The 18705-nt window shown below is 72.0% G+C and carries 23 protein-coding genes; 16 read left to right on the top strand and 7 right to left on the bottom strand.

Annotation, left to right across the window (positions count from 1 at the left end):
- Positions 1 to 115: 115 nt before the first annotated feature.
- The 6 genes from ACFP3U_RS13540 to ACFP3U_RS13565 all read left to right on the top strand — a co-directional run bounded on the left by ACFP3U_RS13540 (position 116) and on the right by ACFP3U_RS13565 (position 5308).
- A complete protein-coding gene (locus tag ACFP3U_RS13540) occupies positions 116 to 784 on the top strand; it encodes an RDD family protein (RefSeq protein ID WP_380225711.1) in 669 nt (222 codons plus the stop codon).
- 73 nt (positions 785 to 857) lie between these two features.
- Entirely contained in the window at positions 858 to 1211 is a 354-nt protein-coding gene (locus ACFP3U_RS13545; RefSeq protein ID WP_380225712.1) for a histidine triad nucleotide-binding protein, read from the top strand.
- 4 nt (positions 1212 to 1215) lie between these two features.
- Complete coding sequence (locus ACFP3U_RS13550) at positions 1216 to 2136, top strand: ribonuclease Z (RefSeq protein ID WP_380225713.1); 921 nt, start codon at positions 1216 to 1218, stop codon at positions 2134 to 2136.
- Between the two features lie 295 nt (positions 2137 to 2431).
- Positions 2432 to 3454 (top strand): PhoH family protein, encoded by a 1023-nt coding sequence (locus ACFP3U_RS13555; RefSeq protein ID WP_380225810.1) that lies wholly within the window; start codon positions 2432 to 2434, stop codon positions 3452 to 3454.
- 14 nt (positions 3455 to 3468) lie between these two features.
- Positions 3469 to 3963 carry an rRNA maturation RNase YbeY gene (gene ybeY / locus ACFP3U_RS13560; protein ID WP_030309813.1) on the top strand — a complete coding sequence of 165 codons (495 nt, stop codon included), beginning with the start codon at positions 3469 to 3471 and terminating at the stop codon, positions 3961 to 3963.
- 19 nt (positions 3964 to 3982) lie between these two features.
- Positions 3983 to 5308: a hemolysin family protein gene (locus ACFP3U_RS13565; RefSeq protein ID WP_380225714.1), complete on the top strand. Its 1326-nt coding sequence runs from the start codon at positions 3983 to 3985 to the stop codon at positions 5306 to 5308.
- Between the two features lie 348 nt (positions 5309 to 5656).
- Here ACFP3U_RS13565 and ACFP3U_RS13570 read toward each other — a convergent pair whose 3' ends face one another.
- Together ACFP3U_RS13570 and ACFP3U_RS13575 are read right to left on the bottom strand one after the other, a co-directional pair.
- Positions 5657 to 6106, bottom strand: coding sequence for a hypothetical protein (locus tag ACFP3U_RS13570; RefSeq protein WP_380225715.1), 450 nt, complete (start codon positions 6104 to 6106; stop codon positions 5657 to 5659).
- Positions 6107 to 6143: 37 nt separating this feature from the next.
- Positions 6144 to 6803, bottom strand: coding sequence for a Crp/Fnr family transcriptional regulator (locus ACFP3U_RS13575; RefSeq protein WP_380225716.1), 660 nt, complete (start codon positions 6801 to 6803; stop codon positions 6144 to 6146).
- A gap of 179 nt (positions 6804 to 6982) precedes the next feature.
- Here ACFP3U_RS13575 and ACFP3U_RS13580 point away from each other — a divergent pair, with 179 nt between their 5' ends.
- The 6 genes from ACFP3U_RS13580 to ACFP3U_RS13605 all read left to right on the top strand — a co-directional run bounded on the left by ACFP3U_RS13580 (position 6983) and on the right by ACFP3U_RS13605 (position 10239).
- On the top strand, positions 6983 to 7219 hold the full coding sequence (locus ACFP3U_RS13580; protein ID WP_380225717.1) for a hypothetical protein: 237 nt from the start codon (positions 6983 to 6985) through the stop codon (positions 7217 to 7219).
- Positions 7220 to 7286: 67 nt separating this feature from the next.
- Positions 7287 to 7826 carry a DUF4383 domain-containing protein gene (locus ACFP3U_RS13585; protein ID WP_380225718.1) on the top strand — a complete coding sequence of 180 codons (540 nt, stop codon included), beginning with the start codon at positions 7287 to 7289 and terminating at the stop codon, positions 7824 to 7826.
- Between the two features lie 21 nt (positions 7827 to 7847).
- Complete coding sequence (locus tag ACFP3U_RS13590) at positions 7848 to 8213, top strand: cytidine deaminase (protein WP_380225811.1); 366 nt, start codon at positions 7848 to 7850, stop codon at positions 8211 to 8213.
- A gap of 126 nt (positions 8214 to 8339) precedes the next feature.
- On the top strand, positions 8340 to 8507 hold the full coding sequence (locus tag ACFP3U_RS13595) for a hypothetical protein (RefSeq protein ID WP_380225719.1): 168 nt from the start codon (positions 8340 to 8342) through the stop codon (positions 8505 to 8507).
- Positions 8508 to 8562: 55 nt separating this feature from the next.
- Positions 8563 to 9492 carry a GTPase Era gene (era, locus tag ACFP3U_RS13600; RefSeq protein ID WP_030309821.1) on the top strand — a complete coding sequence of 310 codons (930 nt, stop codon included), beginning with the start codon at positions 8563 to 8565 and terminating at the stop codon, positions 9490 to 9492.
- A gap of 33 nt (positions 9493 to 9525) precedes the next feature.
- Positions 9526 to 10239, top strand: a complete 714-nt coding sequence (locus ACFP3U_RS13605; protein WP_380225720.1) for an alpha/beta fold hydrolase — start codon at positions 9526 to 9528, stop codon at positions 10237 to 10239.
- Positions 10240 to 10264: 25 nt separating this feature from the next.
- Here ACFP3U_RS13605 and ACFP3U_RS13610 read toward each other — a convergent pair whose 3' ends face one another.
- Entirely contained in the window at positions 10265 to 10531 is a 267-nt protein-coding gene (locus ACFP3U_RS13610; RefSeq protein ID WP_380225721.1) for a protealysin inhibitor emfourin, read from the bottom strand.
- 67 nt (positions 10532 to 10598) lie between these two features.
- Positions 10599 to 11621 (bottom strand): M4 family metallopeptidase, encoded by a 1023-nt coding sequence (locus tag ACFP3U_RS13615; RefSeq protein ID WP_380225722.1) that lies wholly within the window; start codon positions 11619 to 11621, stop codon positions 10599 to 10601.
- 361 nt (positions 11622 to 11982) lie between these two features.
- Here ACFP3U_RS13615 and leuA point away from each other — a divergent pair, with 361 nt between their 5' ends.
- From leuA to ACFP3U_RS13635, 4 genes are all read left to right on the top strand, one after another.
- Positions 11983 to 13779 (top strand): 2-isopropylmalate synthase, encoded by a 1797-nt coding sequence (leuA, locus tag ACFP3U_RS13620; RefSeq protein ID WP_380225723.1) that lies wholly within the window; start codon positions 11983 to 11985, stop codon positions 13777 to 13779.
- A 290-nt stretch (positions 13780 to 14069) separates the two neighbouring features.
- Positions 14070 to 14723: a TerB family tellurite resistance protein gene (locus ACFP3U_RS13625; RefSeq protein ID WP_380225812.1), complete on the top strand. Its 654-nt coding sequence runs from the start codon at positions 14070 to 14072 to the stop codon at positions 14721 to 14723.
- A 143-nt stretch (positions 14724 to 14866) separates the two neighbouring features.
- Positions 14867 to 15613: a DNA repair protein RecO gene (recO, locus tag ACFP3U_RS13630; protein ID WP_380225724.1), complete on the top strand. Its 747-nt coding sequence runs from the start codon at positions 14867 to 14869 to the stop codon at positions 15611 to 15613.
- A 4-nt stretch (positions 15614 to 15617) separates the two neighbouring features.
- Positions 15618 to 16463 carry an isoprenyl transferase gene (locus ACFP3U_RS13635; RefSeq protein WP_380225725.1) on the top strand — a complete coding sequence of 282 codons (846 nt, stop codon included), beginning with the start codon at positions 15618 to 15620 and terminating at the stop codon, positions 16461 to 16463.
- A 93-nt stretch (positions 16464 to 16556) separates the two neighbouring features.
- Here the strand turns inward: ACFP3U_RS13635 and ACFP3U_RS13640 are convergent, their stop codons facing one another.
- Genes ACFP3U_RS13640 through ACFP3U_RS13650 form a run of 3 tightly spaced genes read right to left on the bottom strand, consistent with a single transcriptional unit; the run spans position 16557 to position 18699 of the window.
- On the bottom strand, positions 16557 to 16967 hold the full coding sequence (locus tag ACFP3U_RS13640) for a Fur family transcriptional regulator (RefSeq protein WP_380225726.1): 411 nt from the start codon (positions 16965 to 16967) through the stop codon (positions 16557 to 16559).
- A 35-nt stretch (positions 16968 to 17002) separates the two neighbouring features.
- Positions 17003 to 17923 (bottom strand): metal ABC transporter permease, encoded by a 921-nt coding sequence (locus tag ACFP3U_RS13645; protein WP_380225727.1) that lies wholly within the window; start codon positions 17921 to 17923, stop codon positions 17003 to 17005.
- Complete coding sequence (locus ACFP3U_RS13650) at positions 17920 to 18699, bottom strand: metal ABC transporter ATP-binding protein (protein WP_380225728.1); 780 nt, start codon at positions 18697 to 18699, stop codon at positions 17920 to 17922. The genes ACFP3U_RS13645 and ACFP3U_RS13650 overlap by 4 nt, the downstream gene beginning before the upstream one ends.
- Between the last annotated feature and the right edge of the window lie 6 nt (positions 18700 to 18705).

Consider the following 18705-nt stretch of genomic DNA (forward strand, 5'->3'; position numbering starts at 1 on the left):
CCGGGCCTCGGGGTCGCGCCGGGCCTCGGGGTCGCGCCGGGCCTCGGGGTCGCGCCGGGGCCGGGTACGATGCGGGGCTGTTCATGATCACCGGTATCCGACGGGGGACACGGAAATGGCGCAGGGATATCCACCGGGCTCGTACGGGCAGCAGCCGTACGGACAGCAGCCGTACCCGCAGCAGCAGCAGCCGTACCCGCCGCAGTACGGGCAGGCCCCGCAGTACCCCCAGGCTCCGCAGTACGGGCAGCCCCCGCAGTACGCCCAGCAGCACCCCCAGCAGTGGGCCCAGCATCCGCAGCAGCAGCACCTGCAGCAGCCGCCGCGGCAGGCCCTCCCGCCGCACCTCCGGCCGCCCCGGCCGGAGGAGGCGAGCGGCTTCCGCCGCTACCCCGCCATGCTCGCGGACTGGCTGCTCGCGATCGTCGCGGGCTTCCTCGCCGCCAAGGCCGCCGCCGGGCCGCGGCTCGACCTCGGCGGCGCCTACTTCGGTGCCCTGTTCGGGGTCGGCCTCGGCGTCTCCTTCGTCAACCAGGTGCTGCTCGCCCGCCTCACCGGCTTCAGCGCGGGCAAGGGCCTGATGGCGCTGCGGGTGATCCGCGCGAAGGACGGCTCCCGCCCGCACCTGTGGCGGCTCACCAAGCGCTGGGCGCTCGGCTTCGTGATCCTCGCGATCGCGCTGATCACCGAGGACTACGACGACGAGGGCGAGCTCGTCGCCGTGCGCGTGGTGCGGTGGAAGCACCTGCGCGAGTACCGGCGGGCGGCGGCGCGGCTCGGCTAGCATGCCGCCGTACGAACCCGGACCGACCCCGGACCGGCACCGTCCCCCCGACCGACCCCGCGAGGAGATCCCGATGGCCGGCGAGCCGCAGCCCGACTGCCTGTTCTGCAAGATCGTGGCGGGCGAGATCCCGGCCACCGTGGTGCGCAAGACCGAGCGGACCCTCGCCTTCCGCGACATCGCGCCGAAGGCCCCGGTGCACGTCCTGGTGATCCCGCACGTCCACTACCCGAACGCGGCCGCGCTGGCCGACGCCGAGCCGGAGATCGCCGGCGAGCTGCTCGCCGAGGCGGGCCGGGTCGCCGCCGACGAGGGCATCGAGGACTACCGGCTGATCTTCAACACGGGGGCCGGCGCGGGGCAGACCGTCTTCCACGCCCACGTCCACGTGCTCGGCGGCATGTCGATGACCGAGCGCATGGTCTAGTCGCGTGTCGCAGCGCGAACTCGTCGTCCTCGGCACCGCCAGCCAGGTCCCGACCCGGCACCGCAACCACAACGGCTACCTGCTGCGCTGGGACGGCGAGGGCCTGCTCTTCGACCCCGGCGAGGGCACCCAGCGGCAGATGCTGCGCGCCGGGGTCTCGGCCACCCAGCTCACCCGGATCGCCGTCACGCACTTCCACGGCGACCACAGCCTGGGCCTCGCCGGGGTGATCCAGCGGATCAACCTGGACCGGGTCCCGCACCCGGTGGACGTCTACTTCCCGGCCTCCGGCGAGATGTACTTCGAGCGGCTGCGGTACGCCACCGCCTTCCACGAGACGGCCGTGCTGCGGCCCCGCCCGATCGACGAGCCCGGCCCGCTGCCCGCGCCCGGCGCCCGCTTCGCGCTGGAGGCCGTCCGGCTCTCGCACCCGGTCGAGTCCTTCGGCTACCGGCTGAGCGAGCCGGACGGCCGCCGGCTGGTGCCCGAACGGCTGGCCGCCCTGGGCATCTCGGGCCCGGACGTCGGACGGATCCAGCAGCGGGGCGCGATCGAGACGGACGGCCGGCGGATCACCCTGGAGGAGGTCAGCGAGCCCCGCCCGGGCCAGCGCTTCGCCTTCGTCATGGACACCCGGCTCTGCGAGGGCGTGCACGAGCTCGCCGAGCGCGCCGACCTGCTGGTCGTCGAGGCCACCTTCGCCGACGCCGACATCGCGCTCGCCGAGGACCACGGCCACCTCACCGCCGGCCAGGCCGCCAAGGTCGCCGCCGAGGCGGGCGTCCGCACCCTGGTGCTGACCCACTTCTCCCAGCGCTACCCCGACCTCGGACAGCACCTCGCCGACGCCCGCAAGCACTTCGACGGCCCGATCGTGCTTGCCGAGGACCTCGCCCGGGTACCAGTACCGCCCCGGCGCAAGTGACGCGCCCCCACGTCAGGGCCGCGGTGAGCAGCGTGGAAAACCGCTCGCGCCGCCCGGCGATCTGCCGGAGCATCGTCGGGTGCGGCCCCGCCGCCCGCCGCGGCGATCACGTGCGCGGCGTACCCTGGTGCCCCGGAGAGACCCAGCGGCACACGAGACACGGATGGGATGAGGCAGGCCCCAGCGCCGACCTATGAGTGACACATCGCAGACCCGTACCAACGGACGGCCGCGTCCGGAACCGGCCGACGACGGCCGCGTCAGCGCCCGGATCGTCATCCCCGAGAAGCATCCGATGGTCACCCTGCTCGGCGCCGCCGACTCGCTGCTGCGGGTGATCGAGCGGGGCTTCCCCGACGCCGACATCCACGTCCGCGGCAACGAGGTGACCGCGACCGGCGAACGTGCCGAGGTCGCCCTCGTCAAGCAGCTGTTCAGCGAGATGATGCTGGTGCTGCGCACCGGCCAACCCCTCACGGAGGACTCCGTGGAGCGCTCCATCGCCATGCTCCGCAGTGCCGTGGACGACCCCGACAGCCCGGCGCCGTCGCAGGTGTTCACCGCGAACATCCTGTCCAACCGGGGCCGGACCATCCGTCCGAAGACCCTCAACCAGCAGCGCTACGTCGACGCGATCGACAAGCACACGATCGTCTTCGGCCTCGGCCCGGCCGGCACCGGCAAGACCTACCTGGCGATGGCGAAGGCCGTCCAGGCCCTCCAGGCCAAGGAGGTCAACCGGATCATCCTGACCCGCCCGGCCGTCGAGGCGGGGGAGCGGCTCGGGTTCCTGCCCGGCACCCTCTACGAGAAGATCGACCCGTACCTGCGGCCGCTGTACGACGCGCTGCACGACATGATGGACCCGGATTCCATCCCGCGCCTGATGGCCGCCGGGACCATCGAGGTCGCGCCGCTCGCCTACATGCGCGGCCGTACCCTCAACGACGCCTTCATCATCCTGGACGAGGCCCAGAACACCTCGCCCGAGCAGATGAAGATGTTCCTCACCCGCCTCGGGTTCAACTCCCGGGTGGTCGTCACCGGCGACACCAGCCAGATCGACCTCCCGGGCGGCACCCGCAGCGGCCTCAAGGTCGTCCAGGAGATCCTGGCCGACGTGCCCGACATCCACTTCTCCGTCCTCACCAGCACCGACGTGGTCCGCCACAAGCTGGTCGGCCGGATCGTGGACGCGTACGAGCGCTGGGACGCCATCCAGGACGCCCAGGAGACCGAGGACCGCAGGCCCCCGGTCAAGCCCGCCCAGCGGCGCGGCTCGCGCGCACCCCGTCAGTCCCATCGCACCGAAAGCTGAGTAACCAGCCCGTCATGTCGATCGACATCGCCAACGAGTCCGGTTGGGACGCCGACGAGGAGTCCATCCTCGACGTCGCCCGCTACGCACTGGACAAGATGCGGATCCACCCGCAGTCCGAACTGTCCGTGATCCTGGTGGACGGGGCGGCGATGGAGGAGCTGCACATCCAGTGGATGGACCTCCCGGGCCCCACGGACGTGATGTCCTTCCCGATGGACGAGCTGCGCCCCGGCAAGGAGGGCGAGGAGCTGCCGCAGGGCCTGCTCGGCGACATCGTGCTCTGCCCCGAGGTCGCCGAGCAGCAGGGCAAGGCCGCCCCGTCCAAGCACTCGATGGACGAGGAGCTGCAGCTGCTCACCGTGCACGGTGTGCTGCACGTGCTCGGCTACGACCACGAGGAGCCGGACGAGGAGGAGGAGATGTTCGGCCTCCAGAAGGCGATCCTCGACGGCTGGCGGGCCGAGCGGGGCCTCGGCGGTATCTCCCCGGCCCCCACCACCCACTGAGCGCGGAGCCCGAACCCCTGTGAGTGGTGAGAGTACGAGCTTCATCCTGGGCGCGGTCGCGCTGGTCGTGCTGGGCTGGCTGGCCGCGTGCGCCGAGGCGGGCATCTCCCGGGTCTCCCGGTTCCGGGCGGAGGAGGCGGTCCGGTCCGGGCGCAGGGGCTCGGCCCGGCTGCTGGCGCTGGCCTCCGACCCGATCCGCTACCTCAACCTGGCCACCCTGATCCGGGTGGCCAGCGAGATGGCGGCGGCGGTCCTGGTCACCGTGGTGTGCGTGCGCAGCATCGACACGACCTGGCAGGCCGTGCTGGTGGCGTTCGGCGTGATGGTGCTGGTGTCCTTCGTGGCGGTGGGGGTCTCGCCGCGCACGATCGGCCGCCAGCACCCGCTCACCACCGCGACCGCGGCCTCCTTCGTGCTGCTGCCGCTGGCCCGGATCCTCGGCCCGATCCCGCGGCTGCTGATCCTGCTCGGCAACGCCCTGACGCCCGGCAAGGGCTACAAGGAGGGTCCGTTCGCCTCCGAGGCGGAGCTGCGGGCCCTGGTCGACCTGGCCGAGAAGAACGACGTCATCGAGGACGAGGAGCGCCGGATGGTGCACTCGGTCTTCGAGCTGGGCGACACCATCGTCCGCGAGGTGATGGTGCCGCGCACCGACCTGGTGATGATCGAGCGGCACAAGACCGTCCGCCAGGCGCTGACCCTGGCGCTGCGCTCGGGCTTCTCGCGGATCCCGGTGGTCGGCGACAACGAGGACGACGTGGTCGGCATCGTCTACCTCAAGGACCTGGTGCGCCGCACCCACATCAACCGGGACTCGGAGTCCGACGAGATCGGCGCCGTGATGCGCCCGGCGGTCTTCGTCCCGGACTCCAAGCCCGTCACCGACCTGCTGCGCGAGATGCAGAAGATGCGCTCGCACGTGGCGATCGTGATCGACGAGTACGGCGGCACGGCCGGCCTGGTCACCATCGAGGACATCCTGGAGGAGATCGTCGGCGAGATCACCGACGAGTACGACCGGGAGATCGCGCCGGTGGAGGACCTCGGGGACGGCTCCTACCGGATCACCGCGCGGCTGCTGGTCGAGGACCTGGGCGAGCTGTTCGGCATCGAGCTGGAGGACGAGGACGTCGAGACGGTGGGCGGTCTGCTGGCCAAGCACCTGGGCCGGGTGCCGATCCCCGGCTCGTCCTGCGCGATCCCGCTGCCGGAGGAGGTCCCGGGCGGCCTGACCGCGATCCGGCTGACCGCCGAGAGCTCGGCCGGCCGCCGCAACCGCATCGGCTCCGTCGTCGCCGCCCCCGTCCACGACACCCCCGACCAGGGCCGGGAGGGCGGCGAGTAGCGTTCGGCACGTCAGGAGTCGTGCTTCTTCCGTACGGCGACAGCCATCGCGACGCCGACCGTCGCGATGGCCGCGCAGGCACTCGCGTGTACCGGTAGGCCGGACAGCAACAACGACACGGCTGTGCCGACGCAGACGACGGCAAGGGCGCTCGCGGCCCACTGGGCCGCGGTCGAGAGCCGTCGCAGACGGACGGCCCGTCGCCGTTCACGGTCGGTGCACGTGGGGCACGGGGCGCGGCGGCCAGGGCGAGGCGTCGGTGCGGTGGTGGTCATCGGTTCCTCACTCGTCTCGTTCGTCGGTACGACGGGTTTCGAGGTGGTGCGGTGCCCGTGGGAATGCGGGACGTCAGCAGGGCCTGTGGTGCTGCTGGTCGAGACTGCGTTTGATGGCCCGGATGTCCGGCAGGTCCTTCGGGCGGCGAAGGATGAGTTTGTACGCGAGGACTTCGGTCAGCGGTGCGAATCGCAGCCCGCCGATGACCTCGGCGTTGTCGATCAGGTCGTCGGGATCCCAGGAGGGGGAGATCCACTGCTGGAAGACGTTGATCCGGCCGTTGCAGCACCGGAACAGCTCGTCGCCCGTGATCCCCCCGCTGCCCGGAGCCCCGAGCCGACCCGCGGCCCGCCACGCCGCGCCTCGGGCCACCAGGTCGAGATCGCCAAGGTCCTCTCGGAGCCCGTGGGCGAGGAGCGGCCCGCTGCCGAAGATCACGAAGTCGTCGGGCGGCAGTCGGAGCGTGAGCAACTCCCGCATGAGTGGATGAGCCAGGACGACGCCGGGGGTCTGCTCGTTCACTGGTCGTCCCCTTCGTGACGGGAGGCTCGCGGATGTGTCAGGGGGACGCTGTCAGCTCGCCCCTGGCGATACTGCGAAGGGCCTCGAGGTCTTCGATGATTGTTGCCTGGCGGCCGGTGCTCACGACCTCCCGCCCCTTCAGGGCGCGGATCACCTGGACCACCGACTCGCGGGACGCGCCGACGACATCGGCCAGCTCGCGCTGACTGAGCTGTACGGCGAATCGTCCCTCAATCACGCTTCCGGCGCCCTTGGCCTCGAACTCTACGAGCACCTTGGCGAGGCGCTGCTCGACACCGAGGAACGACTCGACGCTCTTCCGGGTCGCTTCTTCGAGTCTTTCCTCGGCCGCCACCAGCTGCGCGTGCATGGCTCGCGGGTGGTCGTAGAGGAACTTCAGCCACAGGCCTGCCGGGAGGTGGAGAGCGTCGACCTTGGTCATGGCGAAGACGCTTGCGGACCGGGGGCGGTGCCGGGCCGCGGCCATCTCTCCGACCATCTCGCCGGCGCCGCGGATGGCGACGATCCGCGCGGGACTCCCGGTCTGCACGCGAACCAGGCCCTTGCGGATGAGCAGGGCGAACTCGGTCTCCTCTCCTTCGCCGAAGAGGACGCTGTTGACGGTGTAGGAGATCGGGTTGCCGATCTCCTCCAGCACCTGCAACTCCTCCGGGGAGAGCAGGGGGGTGCCGGTCATGGAAGTGTTGTTATCCACATTCATAAGTGTAGAACTGCACTCAGAGGAGTGCAAGTATCCGCCGTCCGGCGGGTTGGGGCAATCGTTGCCCTATCCACGGCTCGGTCCACGACACCCCCGACCAGGGGCGGGAGGGCGGCGAGTAGCGTTCGGGTGCGTACGGGGCGACGATGGGAGGCATGACTCACCAACTTCGCGCGGAGTACGGCCCGCAGGGGGCGGCGGGCGGGGTGAAGGTCTGGCACGTCGTGCGGGAGGGGGATCCGGCCATGGCGCTGTGCGGCCGGACCATGCCCGCCGCGGCCGAGACCCGGCCGGAGCAGGAGTGGGGGACCGGGCTCCGGTGCTGTCAGCAGTGCGGTTCGCTGTACATGCACGAGGTGCCGCACATGCAGGGGAGCCACCCGTACAGCTAGACGGGGCCCTGACCCGGTTGGAACCTGACCCGGTAGGAAACAGCGAGGCGCCACGTCGGAGGTCGCCATGAAGCTGCAAGACGAATTGCCCGTCGACCACAGGCTGGTGCTGGTCTGGCGGATCGGGGCGGGGCTCGGCGGGATCTTCCTGATCGTGTTCGGCTGCCTGGGGCTGGCCGACCACCCGGGCTTCCTGTCCACCGAGGGCGACGAGATCGCCGGGATGTCCACCAACGGCGCGCTGAGCATCCTGTCCGTCGTGATGGGCGGGGTCCTGGTGATCGCCGCGGTCGTCGGCGGCAATGTCGCGGCCAACGTGAACATGGCGGTCGGCGTGCTGTTCGTACTGTCCGGGTTCTACGGGCTGATCGTGCTCGACCGGCCGGACGCCAACATCCTGAACTTCGGGATCCACAACGTGGTCTTCGCGTTCGCCTTCGGCGTGGTGATCACCACCTTCGGGATGTACGGGCGGGTCAGCGGTCACCTGCCGCACGACAACCCGTACTGGCGCAAACGCGCGGCGGAGGAGGAGGCCATGCCGACCGGTCCCAAGACCTTCGTGAAGGTGATCCGGCCCGGTCCGCCGAACCCGGTCGGCCACTGAGCGGCCGTGCCGCCGGGGCCTATGCTCCTGGGCATGAGTGACATCGTCGAGCTGGACCCCGAAGACAAGAAGATCATCACCCTGGCCCGCTCCGCCCGCGCCCGCAACGGTGTCCCGGAGGGGGCCGCGGTGCGTGACGAGACCGGCCGGACGTACGTGGCCGGGACGGTCGCGCTGGACTCGCTGCGGCTCAGCGCCGTGCAGACGGCGGTGGCAATGGCGGTGGCCAGCGGTGCGAAGTCGCTGGAGGCGGCGGCCGTGGTGACCGAGGCGGAGCAGCCCGCGGAGGCCGACCTCGCGGCGGTGCGGGACCTCGGCGGCGCGGGCACCCCGCTGCTGCTGGCCGGGCCGGACGGGGCGCTGCGCGCCTCGGTCGAGGCCCGCTGAGCGGGTGCGGCACGGCCGGTGCCCGGGGTGCGCGCCCCGGGCACCCGTGCGTTCGGGAGCCCCAGGATCCAGCGGATAATCTCACCGGGGACGGGCGGGGATTCGGCGCGGTGAGGGGGCTGGGCGATGGGGCCGTACGCGTTCTTCGCGGGACTGCTGCTGGGCGTGATGGGCATGGGCAAGTGGCAGGAGACCGGCTCGCCGTTCTGGCTCTGGGGCTCGGTGGCCTTCCTGCTGCTCGTCCTGGGCTGGGGACTGGGCGCGGTGTTCGGCGGGAAGAGCGGGAAGAAATGACCGGTCCGGACGCCGGTGTCCGCCCCGGCGCGGGTGATCAGGGAGAATGGGGCCCATGAGTGCCCCTTCCTCCTCGTACCGCTCCGGCTTCGCGTGTTTCGTCGGCCGTCCCAACGCGGGCAAGTCGACCCTGACCAACGCTCTGGTGGGGACGAAGGTCGCGATCACCTCCGACCGCCCGCAGACCACCCGGCACACCGTTCGCGGCATCGTGCACCGCCCGGACGCCCAGCTCGTGCTGGTGGACACCCCCGGCCTGCACAAGCCGCGCACCCTGCTCGGCGAGCGCCTCAACGACCTGGTCCGCAGCACCTGGGCCGAGGTCGACGTGATCGGCTTCTGCCTGCCCGCCGACCAGAAGCTCGGCCCCGGCGACAAGTTCATCGCCAAGGAACTCGCCGAGATCAAGAAGACCCCCAAGGTCGCCATCGTCACCAAGACCGACCTGGTCGACTCCAAGCGGCTCGCCGAGCAGCTGATCGCCGTCCACCAGCTCGGCGTCGAGCTGGGCATCGAGTGGGCCGAGATCATCCCGGTCTCGGCGGTCGGCGACAAGCAGGTGGACCTGGTCGCCGAGCTGATCACCAAGCTGCTCCCGGAGGGCATGCCGCTCTACCCGGACGGCGACCTCACCGACGAGCCCGAGCAGATCATGGTGGCCGAGCTGATCCGCGAGGCCGCGCTGGAGGGCGTCCGCGACGAGCTGCCGCACTCGCTGGCCGTCGTGGTCGAGGAGATGCTGCCGCGCGAGGGCCGCCCGGCCGACCGGCCGCTGCTGGACATCCACGCCAACGTGTACATCGAGCGGCAGAGCCAGAAGGCCATCGTGATCGGCGCCAAGGGCGCCCGGCTCAAGCACGTCGGCACCACCGCCCGCAAGCACATCGAGGCGCTGCTCGGCACCCCGGTCTACCTGGACCTGCACGTCAAGGTGGCCAAGGACTGGCAGCGGGACCCGAAGCAGCTGCGCAAGCTCGGGTTCTGAGCACGGCGGGGCCGGGGCGGCAGGGGGCGCGGGATGAGGCTGAACACGCGGGAGTGGGGCACCGGCGACCGGGTCGCGCTGCTGGTCCACGGGATCATGTCCGACCACCGCAGCTGGCGGTCGGTCGGCCCGGCGCTCGCCGGGCGCGGGTACCGGGTGATCGCCGTCGACCTGCGCGGCCACGGCGCCAGCCCGCGCGGCGAGGGCGCCGCCCCGGTGGACCGCTACCGCCCCGAGCGGTACGCCGAGGACCTGGTGGACACCCTGCCGGCGGGCGCCGAGCTGGCGATCGGCCACTCGCTCGGCGCCCTGGCCCTGCTGCACGCGGTGGACCGGCTCCGGCCGGCCCGGGCCGTCTACTCCGACCCGGCCTGGAAGTTCGCCCGGCCCGGCCTCTTCGACCCGGCGGTCTTCGCCCAGTTCAAGGCGGCCACCCGGGAACAGCTCGGCGCGGTCAGCCCGCGCTGGGCCCCCGAGGACGTGGAGGTCGAGCTGGCCACCCTGGCCGTCTGGGACCAGGACACCGCGCTCGCCCTCTCCGCCCTCGCGGACGGGGCCGTGCTGCCCGGCGCCCCGGCCGTGCCCTCCCTGGTGCAGCTGGCTGACAGCAGCTGGCTGATCGGGCCCGAGGACGCCGCGACGCTGCGCGGCCTGGGCTACGAGGTCCGTACGGTCGCCGGCGCGGGGCACACCATCCACCGGGACGACCTCCCGGGCTTCCTGGCCTCGCTCGACGGCTGGCTCTGACGGTTCTGAGGGCCTGCCCCGCCGGTCAGGCGCCTTCGCGCAGGACCAGTGAGACCAGCTCGCGCTGGGAGTCGGTGAGCTTCGGGTCCGAGCAGTGCACCGTCCGCCCGTCGACGGTGATCTCGTAGTGGAAGCCGTCCGGCACCCCGTACGAGGGCGAGCGCAGCCCGCCCGCGACGGCCTCGCGGGCGAGCGCGTGCACGTGCGGGGCGTCCACCCGCTCGGTGGTGTCGAGCTCAGCGCGGCGGACGTGTCCCGCGAGGCCGCCGGTCCGGGTCACCTGGATACGCATGGTGTCCATGGTGCTACCCAGGGATGGCGGTTGCCGGGGTTTTTCCGGACCTTGACCGAAGCTGCACTCATGTCGGACTGATGCCGACCTTCGCCCAGGACGCGGTCACCGTGTCGGCGACCTCCGGCTCCGGGTAGCGGGCCTTCGCGGCGGCCACGGTGGCCCGGGCGAAGGCGGTGAAGTCGGCGTCGGCGGGCAGCCGCCGGCCGGTCAGCGCGTCGTACCAGATCCGGCCCGCGCGCTCCCAGGCCGGACCGCCGAGCGCGGTGGCAAGCAGGTAGAACGCGTGGTTGGGGATGCCCGAGTTGATGTGCACCCCGCCGTTGTCCCGGCCGGTGCGCACGTAGTCCCGCATGTGGGCCGGCTGCGGGTCCTTGCCGAGCCGGGGGTCGTCGTACGCGGTGCCGGGCTCCTTCATCGAGCGCAGGGCGACGCCCTGCACCCCGGGGGCGAGCAGGCCGGCGCCGATCAGCCAGTCCGCCTCGGCGGCGTCCTGCCGCAGGCCGTACTGCTTGACCAGCGAGCCGAAGACGTCGGAGACCGATTCGTTGAGCGCGCCCGGCTGGTCCCGGTACTCCAGGCCGGCGGTGAACTGGGTGACACCGTGCGTGAGTTCGTGGCCGATGACGTCGATGCAGGCGGTGAAGTCGCCGAACACCTCGCCGTCGCCGTCGCCGAACACCATGCGCTGGCCGTCCCAGAAGGCGTTGTCGTAGTCCTGGCCGTAGTGGACGGTGGCGTCCAGGCGCAGGCCCTGGTCGTCGATGGAGTGCCGCCCGAAGACGGCGGAGAACAGCGTCCAGGTGGCGCCGAGGCCGTCGTAGGCGTGGTTGACGGACGGATCGGGGACGGGGGCCTCGCCCTCCCGGCGGACGGTGCGGCCGGGCAGGCGTTCGCGGTGCCCGGCGTCGGAGATCACCCGCGCCAACCGGTCGGCGGAGGCCCGGGCGGCCGGGAGGGCGGTGAGCCGCGCGGTCCGGTGCGCGGCGTCGAGGGCCAGGGAGCGGGCGGCGGGCTGGTGACCGTCCTCGGCGAGGCGGTCCAGGACGTATGGCGGAACGATCGCGCAGAGCGTCGATTCGGCTGTCATGTGGCCCAGGGTGGGGCATTGATGACGTGTTGTCACCAGCGCGAACGGGATTGCGCGCCCTCCCGGCCGGGAACGCGCGCCGTCTCAAGGGGTGGGAAGACCGCCGTGGCCGCTTCGGGGTCGTGCGGCACTGGGTTACGCTGGATCGCATCATGCGCATCGGGCTGCTTCTTCTTAGCTGCCGCGTCGAGGGCCTGTAGTCCACCAAGGGCCGGCTTCCCTCGCCGCGGGGACTGTGCTGCGCGCTGAATTCGGGCGATCCAATGACGGATCGCGGGCGGCAGCAGGCCGGCCGAGTCGGGTGACCATCCCACCCCGACCCGTCCGCACCACGCATCACAGGAAGCCGAGAGTCACCTCCATGACCGAGCAGAGCTCCGCCGCGTCCATCTCCGCCGCTCGCGCCTTCGTCGACCGTCCGACCCCGGTCACCGCCGCCTCGGTACGCCAGCGGCCGTCCGGGATGCGGCACGGCCGCTACCTGCCGTTCGGCGTCGTCGACCTGCCGGACCGCACCTGGCCGGACAAGGTGATCACCAAGGCGCCGCGTTGGCTCTCCACCGACCTGCGGGACGGCAACCAGGCGCTGATCGACCCGATGTCCCCGGCCCGCAAGCGCAAGATGTTCGACCTGCTGGTGGCGATGGGCTACAAGGAGATCGAGGTCGGCTTCCCGTCGTCCGGGGCCACCGACCACGCCTTCGTGCGCTCGCTGATCGAGGAGGGGGCGATCCCGGAGGACGTCACCATCTCGGTGCTGACCCAGGCGCGCGAGGAGCTGATCGAGAAGACCGTCGAGTCGCTGGTCGGCGCGCCGCGGGCGACCGTGCACCTGTACAACGCCACCGCGCCGCTGTTCCGCCGGGTGGTGTTCCGCAACGACCGGGCCGCCACCAAGGCGATCGCCACCGACGGCACCCGGCTGGTGATGGAGTACGCCGAGAAGCTGCTGGGCGAGGACACCGTCTTCGGCTACCAGTACTCGCCGGAGATCTTCGTCGACACCGAGCTGGACTTCGCGCTGGAGGTCTGCGAGGCGGTGATGGACGTCTGGCAGCCGGGCGAGGGCCGCGAGATCATCCTGAACCTGCCGGCCACCATCGAGCGGGCCACCCCGAACGTGCAGGCCGACCAGTTCGAGTGGATGTCGCGCCACCTGTCGCGCCGGGAGTTCGTCTGCCTGTCGGTGCACCCGCACAACGACCGGGGCACCGCCGTGGCCTCCGCCGAGCTGGCCTACATGGCCGGTGCCGACCGGATCGAGGGCTGTCTGTTCGGCCAGGGCGAGCGGACCGGCAACGTCGACCTGGTGACCCTGGGCATGAACCTGTTCTCGCAGGGCATCGACCCGCAGATCGACTTCTCGGACATCGACGAGGTCCGCCGCACCGCCGAGTACTGCAACCAGATGGAGGTGCACCCGCGCCACCCGTACGCCGGCGACCTGGTGTACACCTCCTTCTCCGGCTCGCACCAGGACGCCATCAAGAAGGGCTTCGACGCCCTGGAGGCCGACGCCGCCGCCGCGGGCGTGCCGGTCGAGGAGCACACCTGGGGCGTGCCGTACCTGCCGATCGACCCGAAGGACGTCGGCCGCACCTACGAGGCGGTCATCCGGGTCAACAGCCAGTCCGGCAAGGGCGGCGTGGCGTACGTCCTGAAGAACGACCACAAGCTGGACCTGCCGCGCCGGATGCAGATCGAGTTCTCCCGGATCATCCAGGCCAAGACCGACGCCGAGGGCGGCGAGATCACCCCGGACGAGATCTGGCGGGTCTTCGAGGACGAGTACCTGCCGACCACGGGCAACCCGTGGGGCCGGATCTCGCTGACCGGTTCGCGCAGCCTGACCACCGAGGACGGCCGGGACGCGCTGACCGCCCACGCGGTGGTGGACGGCGCGACGGTCAGCCTGGCGGGTACCGGCAACGGCCCGGTCTCCGCCTTCGCGGACGCGCTGGCCGGGATCGGAGTGGACGTCCGGGTGCTGGACTACGCCGAGCACGCGCTGAGCGAGGGCGGCGACGCCCAGGCCGCCGCGTACGTCGAGTGCGCGGTGGACGGCCGGGTGCTGTGGGGCGTCGGGATCGACGGCAACACCGTGCTGGCCTCGCTGAAGGCGATGATCAGTGCCGTCAACCGGGCGCAGCGCGGTTAGTTCGTACGGGTAAAAGCGGTCGGGCCGTCCCCTCGGGGGCGGCCCGGCGGCGTTTCCGGGCGGTGCAGGGTGTTCCGGGGCGGCCGCGCGGGAGGGGGCGCCCGGGCTGTGTCCTGCGCCACATTTTTTCCCGGATCGGGCCGTTCGAGGTACTGACACGTGTCGGCAACCGTGGCAACATCGTCCCACCGGTAAGCCGGGTCGGTGGGACGGCCCGGCGGCCGGTCGCGTGACCTGCCCATCGTTGTGCAGGCCGCCTGCCATGTCTGGGGAGTGGCGCCGTGACAGGGATGTGGGGTGTTCGCCCGCGGTGGCGGACTGACGTTCTCGGTGACTTCTTCTGCCCGGGCTGCGGCGGGGACCGCAACTACCGCCGGCAGCACGGCCGGCGGTGGCTGCGGCTGCTGGGGACCCCGGTGCTTCCGCTCGGACCGGTGATCGGCAGCGTGCAGTGCACCAGCTGCGACGGCCGGTTCGGGGTGGAGAGCCTGGAGCAGCCCACCTCTACGCGCCTGGGTGGGATGCTGCGCGACGCGCAGTACACCGTCGCGCTGGCCGTGCTGGCGGCCGGCGGCACCGCGCACCGTGCGGCCCGCGAGGCGGCCTGCGCGGCCGTCCGGGACGCCGGGTTCGAGGACTGCGGCGAGGCGCAGGTGCTGGCGGCGCTGGCCGCGCTGTCCGGCCTCGGCGGCGAGCTGTCCGCGGCGCACGGGATGACCGGCGGGCTGGCCGTGGAGCTGCACGCCGTGCTGGAGCCGCTGGCCCCGCACCTCGCCCGGCCGGGCCGGGAGCGGCTGGTGCTGCAGGGGGCGGCGATCGCCCTCGCCGACGGCCGGTACCGGCCGCAGGAGCGGGAGGCGCTGGCGGCGATCGGGCGCTGTCTGGACGTGCCGCACGAGCGGGTCGGGGCGCTGCTGGAGGCGGCGACCCGGGCGCCGTACTAGGCGGGGCCAGCCGTACTGGCCGGTACCAGCCGTACTGGCCGTACTAGACGTACCGGCCGTACTGGACGTCGCTCTCCGGCGCTGGGGGACAATGGTGGGATGTCCACACTGTTCGAGGGCCGCCGCGGCGCTGAGGCGGGCGCATGAGTCTGTTCCGGGACGACGGCGTGGTGCTCCGGGCGCAGAAGCTCGGCGAGGCCGACCGGATCATCACCCTGCTCACCCGCCACCACGGCAAGGTGCGCGCGGTGGCGCGCGGGGTGCGCAAGACCAAGTCGAAGTTCGGCGCGCGCCTGGAGCCGTTCTCGCACGTGGACGTGCAGTTCTTCAGCCGGGGCAGCGAGCTGATCGGCCGCGGCCTGCCGCTCTGCACCCAGGTGGAGACGATCGCCCCGTACGGCGGCTCGATCGTCACCGACTACGGCCGGTACACCGCCGGGACGGCCATGCTGGAGACGGCGGAACGATTCGCCGAGAACGAGGGCCAGCCGGCCGTCCAGCAGTACCTGCTGCTGGTCGGCGGACTGCGCACGCTGGCCGCCGGCCTGCACGAGTCGCACCTGGTGCTGGACGCCTTCCTGCTGCGCTCGCTCGCGGTCAACGGGTACGGCGCGACCTTCGACGACTGCGCCAAGTGCGGCATGGAGGGTCCCAACCGGTTCTTCTCGCTCCAGGCGGGCGGGGTGCTCTGCCCGGACTGCCGAGTGCCCGGATGTGCCGTACCCTCCCCTGAGACACTGGTACTGCTCGGCGCGTTGCTGTCAGGGGACTGGCAGACGGCCGACGCCTGCGAGCCGAGGTACTGGCGGGAGGGCAGCGGCCTGGTCGCGGCCTATCTGCAGTGGCACCTGGAGCGGGGCATCCGCTCGATGAGATACGTGGAGAAGTGAGCACATGGCAGCGCGACGGCTCTTCGGCGGGGGCAAGCAGAGGGAGTACCTCCCCCCGACCCCGCATCCCAGCGGAGCCCGGCCCCCGAAGATCCCCGGCGAGCTGGTCCCCGACCACGTCGCGATCGTCATGGACGGCAACGGCCGCTGGGCCAAGGAGCGCGGGCTGCCGCGCACCGAGGGCCACAAGGTCGGCGAGGCCGTCGTGCTGGACGTGCTCAAGGGCGCGATCGAGCTCGGCGTGAAGAACATCTCGCTGTACGCGTTCTCCACCGAGAACTGGAAGCGCTCACCCGACGAGGTGAAGTTCCTGATGAACTTCAACCGCGACGTCATCCACCGCCGCCGCGACGAGATGGACGCGATGGGCGTGCGGGTCCGCTGGGCCGGCCGGATGCCCAAGCTGTGGAAGAGCGTCGTCCAGGAGCTCCAGGTCGCCGAGGAGCAGACCAAGGACAACGACGCCGTGACGCTGTACATGTGCGTCAACTACGGCGGCCGGGCCGAGATCGCGGACGCCGCGGCGGCCCTCGCGGCCGATGTCGCGGCGGGCCGGCTGGACCCGAAGAAGGTCAACGAGAAGACCCTCGCCAAGTACATGTACCACCCGGACATGCCGGACGTGGACCTCTTCCTGCGCCCCAGCGGCGAGCAGCGGACGTCCAACTTCCTGCTCTGGCAGTCGGCCTACGCCGAGCTGGTGTTCCAGGACGTGCTCTGGCCGGACTTCGACCGCCGTGACCTGTGGCGGGCCTGCGAGCAGTACGCGATGCGCGACCGCCGCTTCGGCGGGGCGATCCCGAACGAGGTGCCGGCCGAGCTGGCCGCCGAGGTGCCGGCGCAGCGCTGAGCCGGTTCGGCATCGGGCCGGCGCGGCATGGCACGTGAGAGAAGGGCCCGCGGGAGGTGACTCCTCCCGCGGGCCCTCCCCGTGTGCCGGCGATCAGGCCGTCCTGGCGCACTCCGCGCAGGTGCCGAAGATCTCCAGGGTGTGCGCGATGTCACTGAACCCGTGCTCGGCGGCGACCGAGTTGGCCCAGCGCTCGACGGCCGGGCCCTCGACCTCGACGGTGGCGCCGCAGTGGCGGCAGACCAGGTGGTGGTGGTGACCGCTGCTGCACCGGCGGTAGACCGCCTCGCCGTCGGCGGTGCGCAGGACGTCCACCTCGCCGGCGTCGGCGAGCGACTGCAGCGTCCGGTAGACGGTGGTCAGGCCGACCGAGTCCCCCCGGTGCTTCAGCATGTCGTGCAGTTCCTGGGCGCTGCGGAAGTCCTCGATCTCGTCCAGGGCCGCCGAGACGGCGGCGCGCTGCCGGGTCGATCGGGCTCGCGGCGACGGGCCTGCGGTGGTCACCGTGGGTCCTCCTGGTGGTGTGGGCGGCTGGCACCTCATTGTGCCAGCCCCGCACTGGGCGCCGGAGTGGTCGTGTCGGTCCGCTCCGGGCCGGGCAGCCGGACGTCGCAGACCTGCGGTCCGGCCTCCTGGAGGTCGCGGTGCCGGCGGCGGGCGAGCGGCGCGGCGATCGCGCTGAACACCGCGAACACGGCGATGGCGAGCAGCACGATGGCCGGGCCGGACGGTACGTCCAGCTGGTAGGAGCCGGTGACGCCGGCCAGGGCGACGACCACGCCGACCGCGATCGAGCCGGCCTGGGTGGCGGCGAAGGAGCGGGTGAGCTGCTGGGCGGCCGCGACCGGGACCACCATCAGGGCGCTGACCAGCAGCAGGCCGACCACCCGCATGGCGACGGTGACGGTGACCGCGGCCATCACCGCGAGCAGCAGGTTGAGCAGGCGCACCGGGATGCCGGTGACCCTGGCGAAGTCCTCGTCCTGGCAGATCGCGAAGAGCTGGCGGCGCAGGCCCAGGGTGACGGCGACGACGACGGCGCCGAGGGCGGCGATGGTGGCCAGGTCGGCGGGGGAGACGGTCAGGATCGAGCCCCAGAGGTAGCTCTCCAGCGAACCGGCGCCGGCCTGGGCGGACTTGGAGACCAGCAGCTTGCCGCAGGCCATACCGCCGTAGAAGAGCATCGCGAGGGCGATGTCGCCGCGCTGGTTGCCGCGCGCGCGGACCAGCTCCATGGTGATCGCGCCGAGCACGCAGACCAGCACGGCCATCCAGACCGGGCTGGTCTGGAAGATGAAGCCGAGGCCGACGCCGGTCATCGCGACGTGGCCCATGCCGTCGCCCATCAGCGCCTGGCGCCGCTGCACCAGGTAGATGCCGACGGCGGGGGCGGTGATGCCCACCAGGACGGCGGCGATCAGCGCCCGCTGCATGAAGTCGTAGCTGAGCATCTCGGTCATGACAGCAGCCCCCGGGATCGGTCGTGGCCGTGGCCGTGGTCGGCGTGCGGGTGGACGTGGTCGTGGCCCGGCAGGGCGTGCAGACCGGTGTTGGGGACGGGCGGGCCGTCGTGCGCGACGCAGCCGTCGCGGAGCACCACGGCGCGGTCGATCAGCGGTTCCAGCGGTCCGAGTTCGTGCAGCACGAGCAGCACGGCGGCCCCGCGCGCGACCTCGGCGCGCAGGGTGTCGGCGAGCACCTGCTGGCTGGCGGCGTCCACCCCGGCCATCGGCTCGTCCATGATCAGCAGATCGGGGGTGCCGGCCAGGGCGCGGGCGATCAGCACCCGCTGCTGCTGGCCGCCGGAGAGGTCGGCGACCCCGTCGCGGGCCCGGTCGAGCATGCCGACGGCGGCCAGCGCGCGGTCCACGGCGGCGCGGTCGGCGCGGCGGAACGGCAGCAGCCGGTGCAGCGGCAGCCGGCCGGTGGAGACGACCTCCCGGACGGTCGCGGGCACGCCGGAGGCGGCGGTGGTGCGCTGCGGCACGTAGCCGATCCGGTGCCAGGCGCGGAACCGGGCGAGCGGGGTGCCGAACAGTTCCAGGGCGCCGCGCTCCAGCGGCACGGCCCCGGTGACGGCCTTGACGGTGGTGGACTTGCCGGAGCCGTTGGCGCCGAGCAGGGCGACCACCTCGCCGGGGCGGACGGTGAGGTCGACGCCGCGCAGCACCGGCCGGCCGCCGCGCGAGGCGACGGCGTCGTGCAGGCGGACGGCCGGGGGTGTCGGGAGAGTCATGCCGGT

The sequence above is a fragment of the Kitasatospora misakiensis genome, assembly GCF_042656005.1.
Lineage (GTDB): Bacteria > Actinomycetota > Actinomycetes > Streptomycetales > Streptomycetaceae > Kitasatospora > Kitasatospora misakiensis.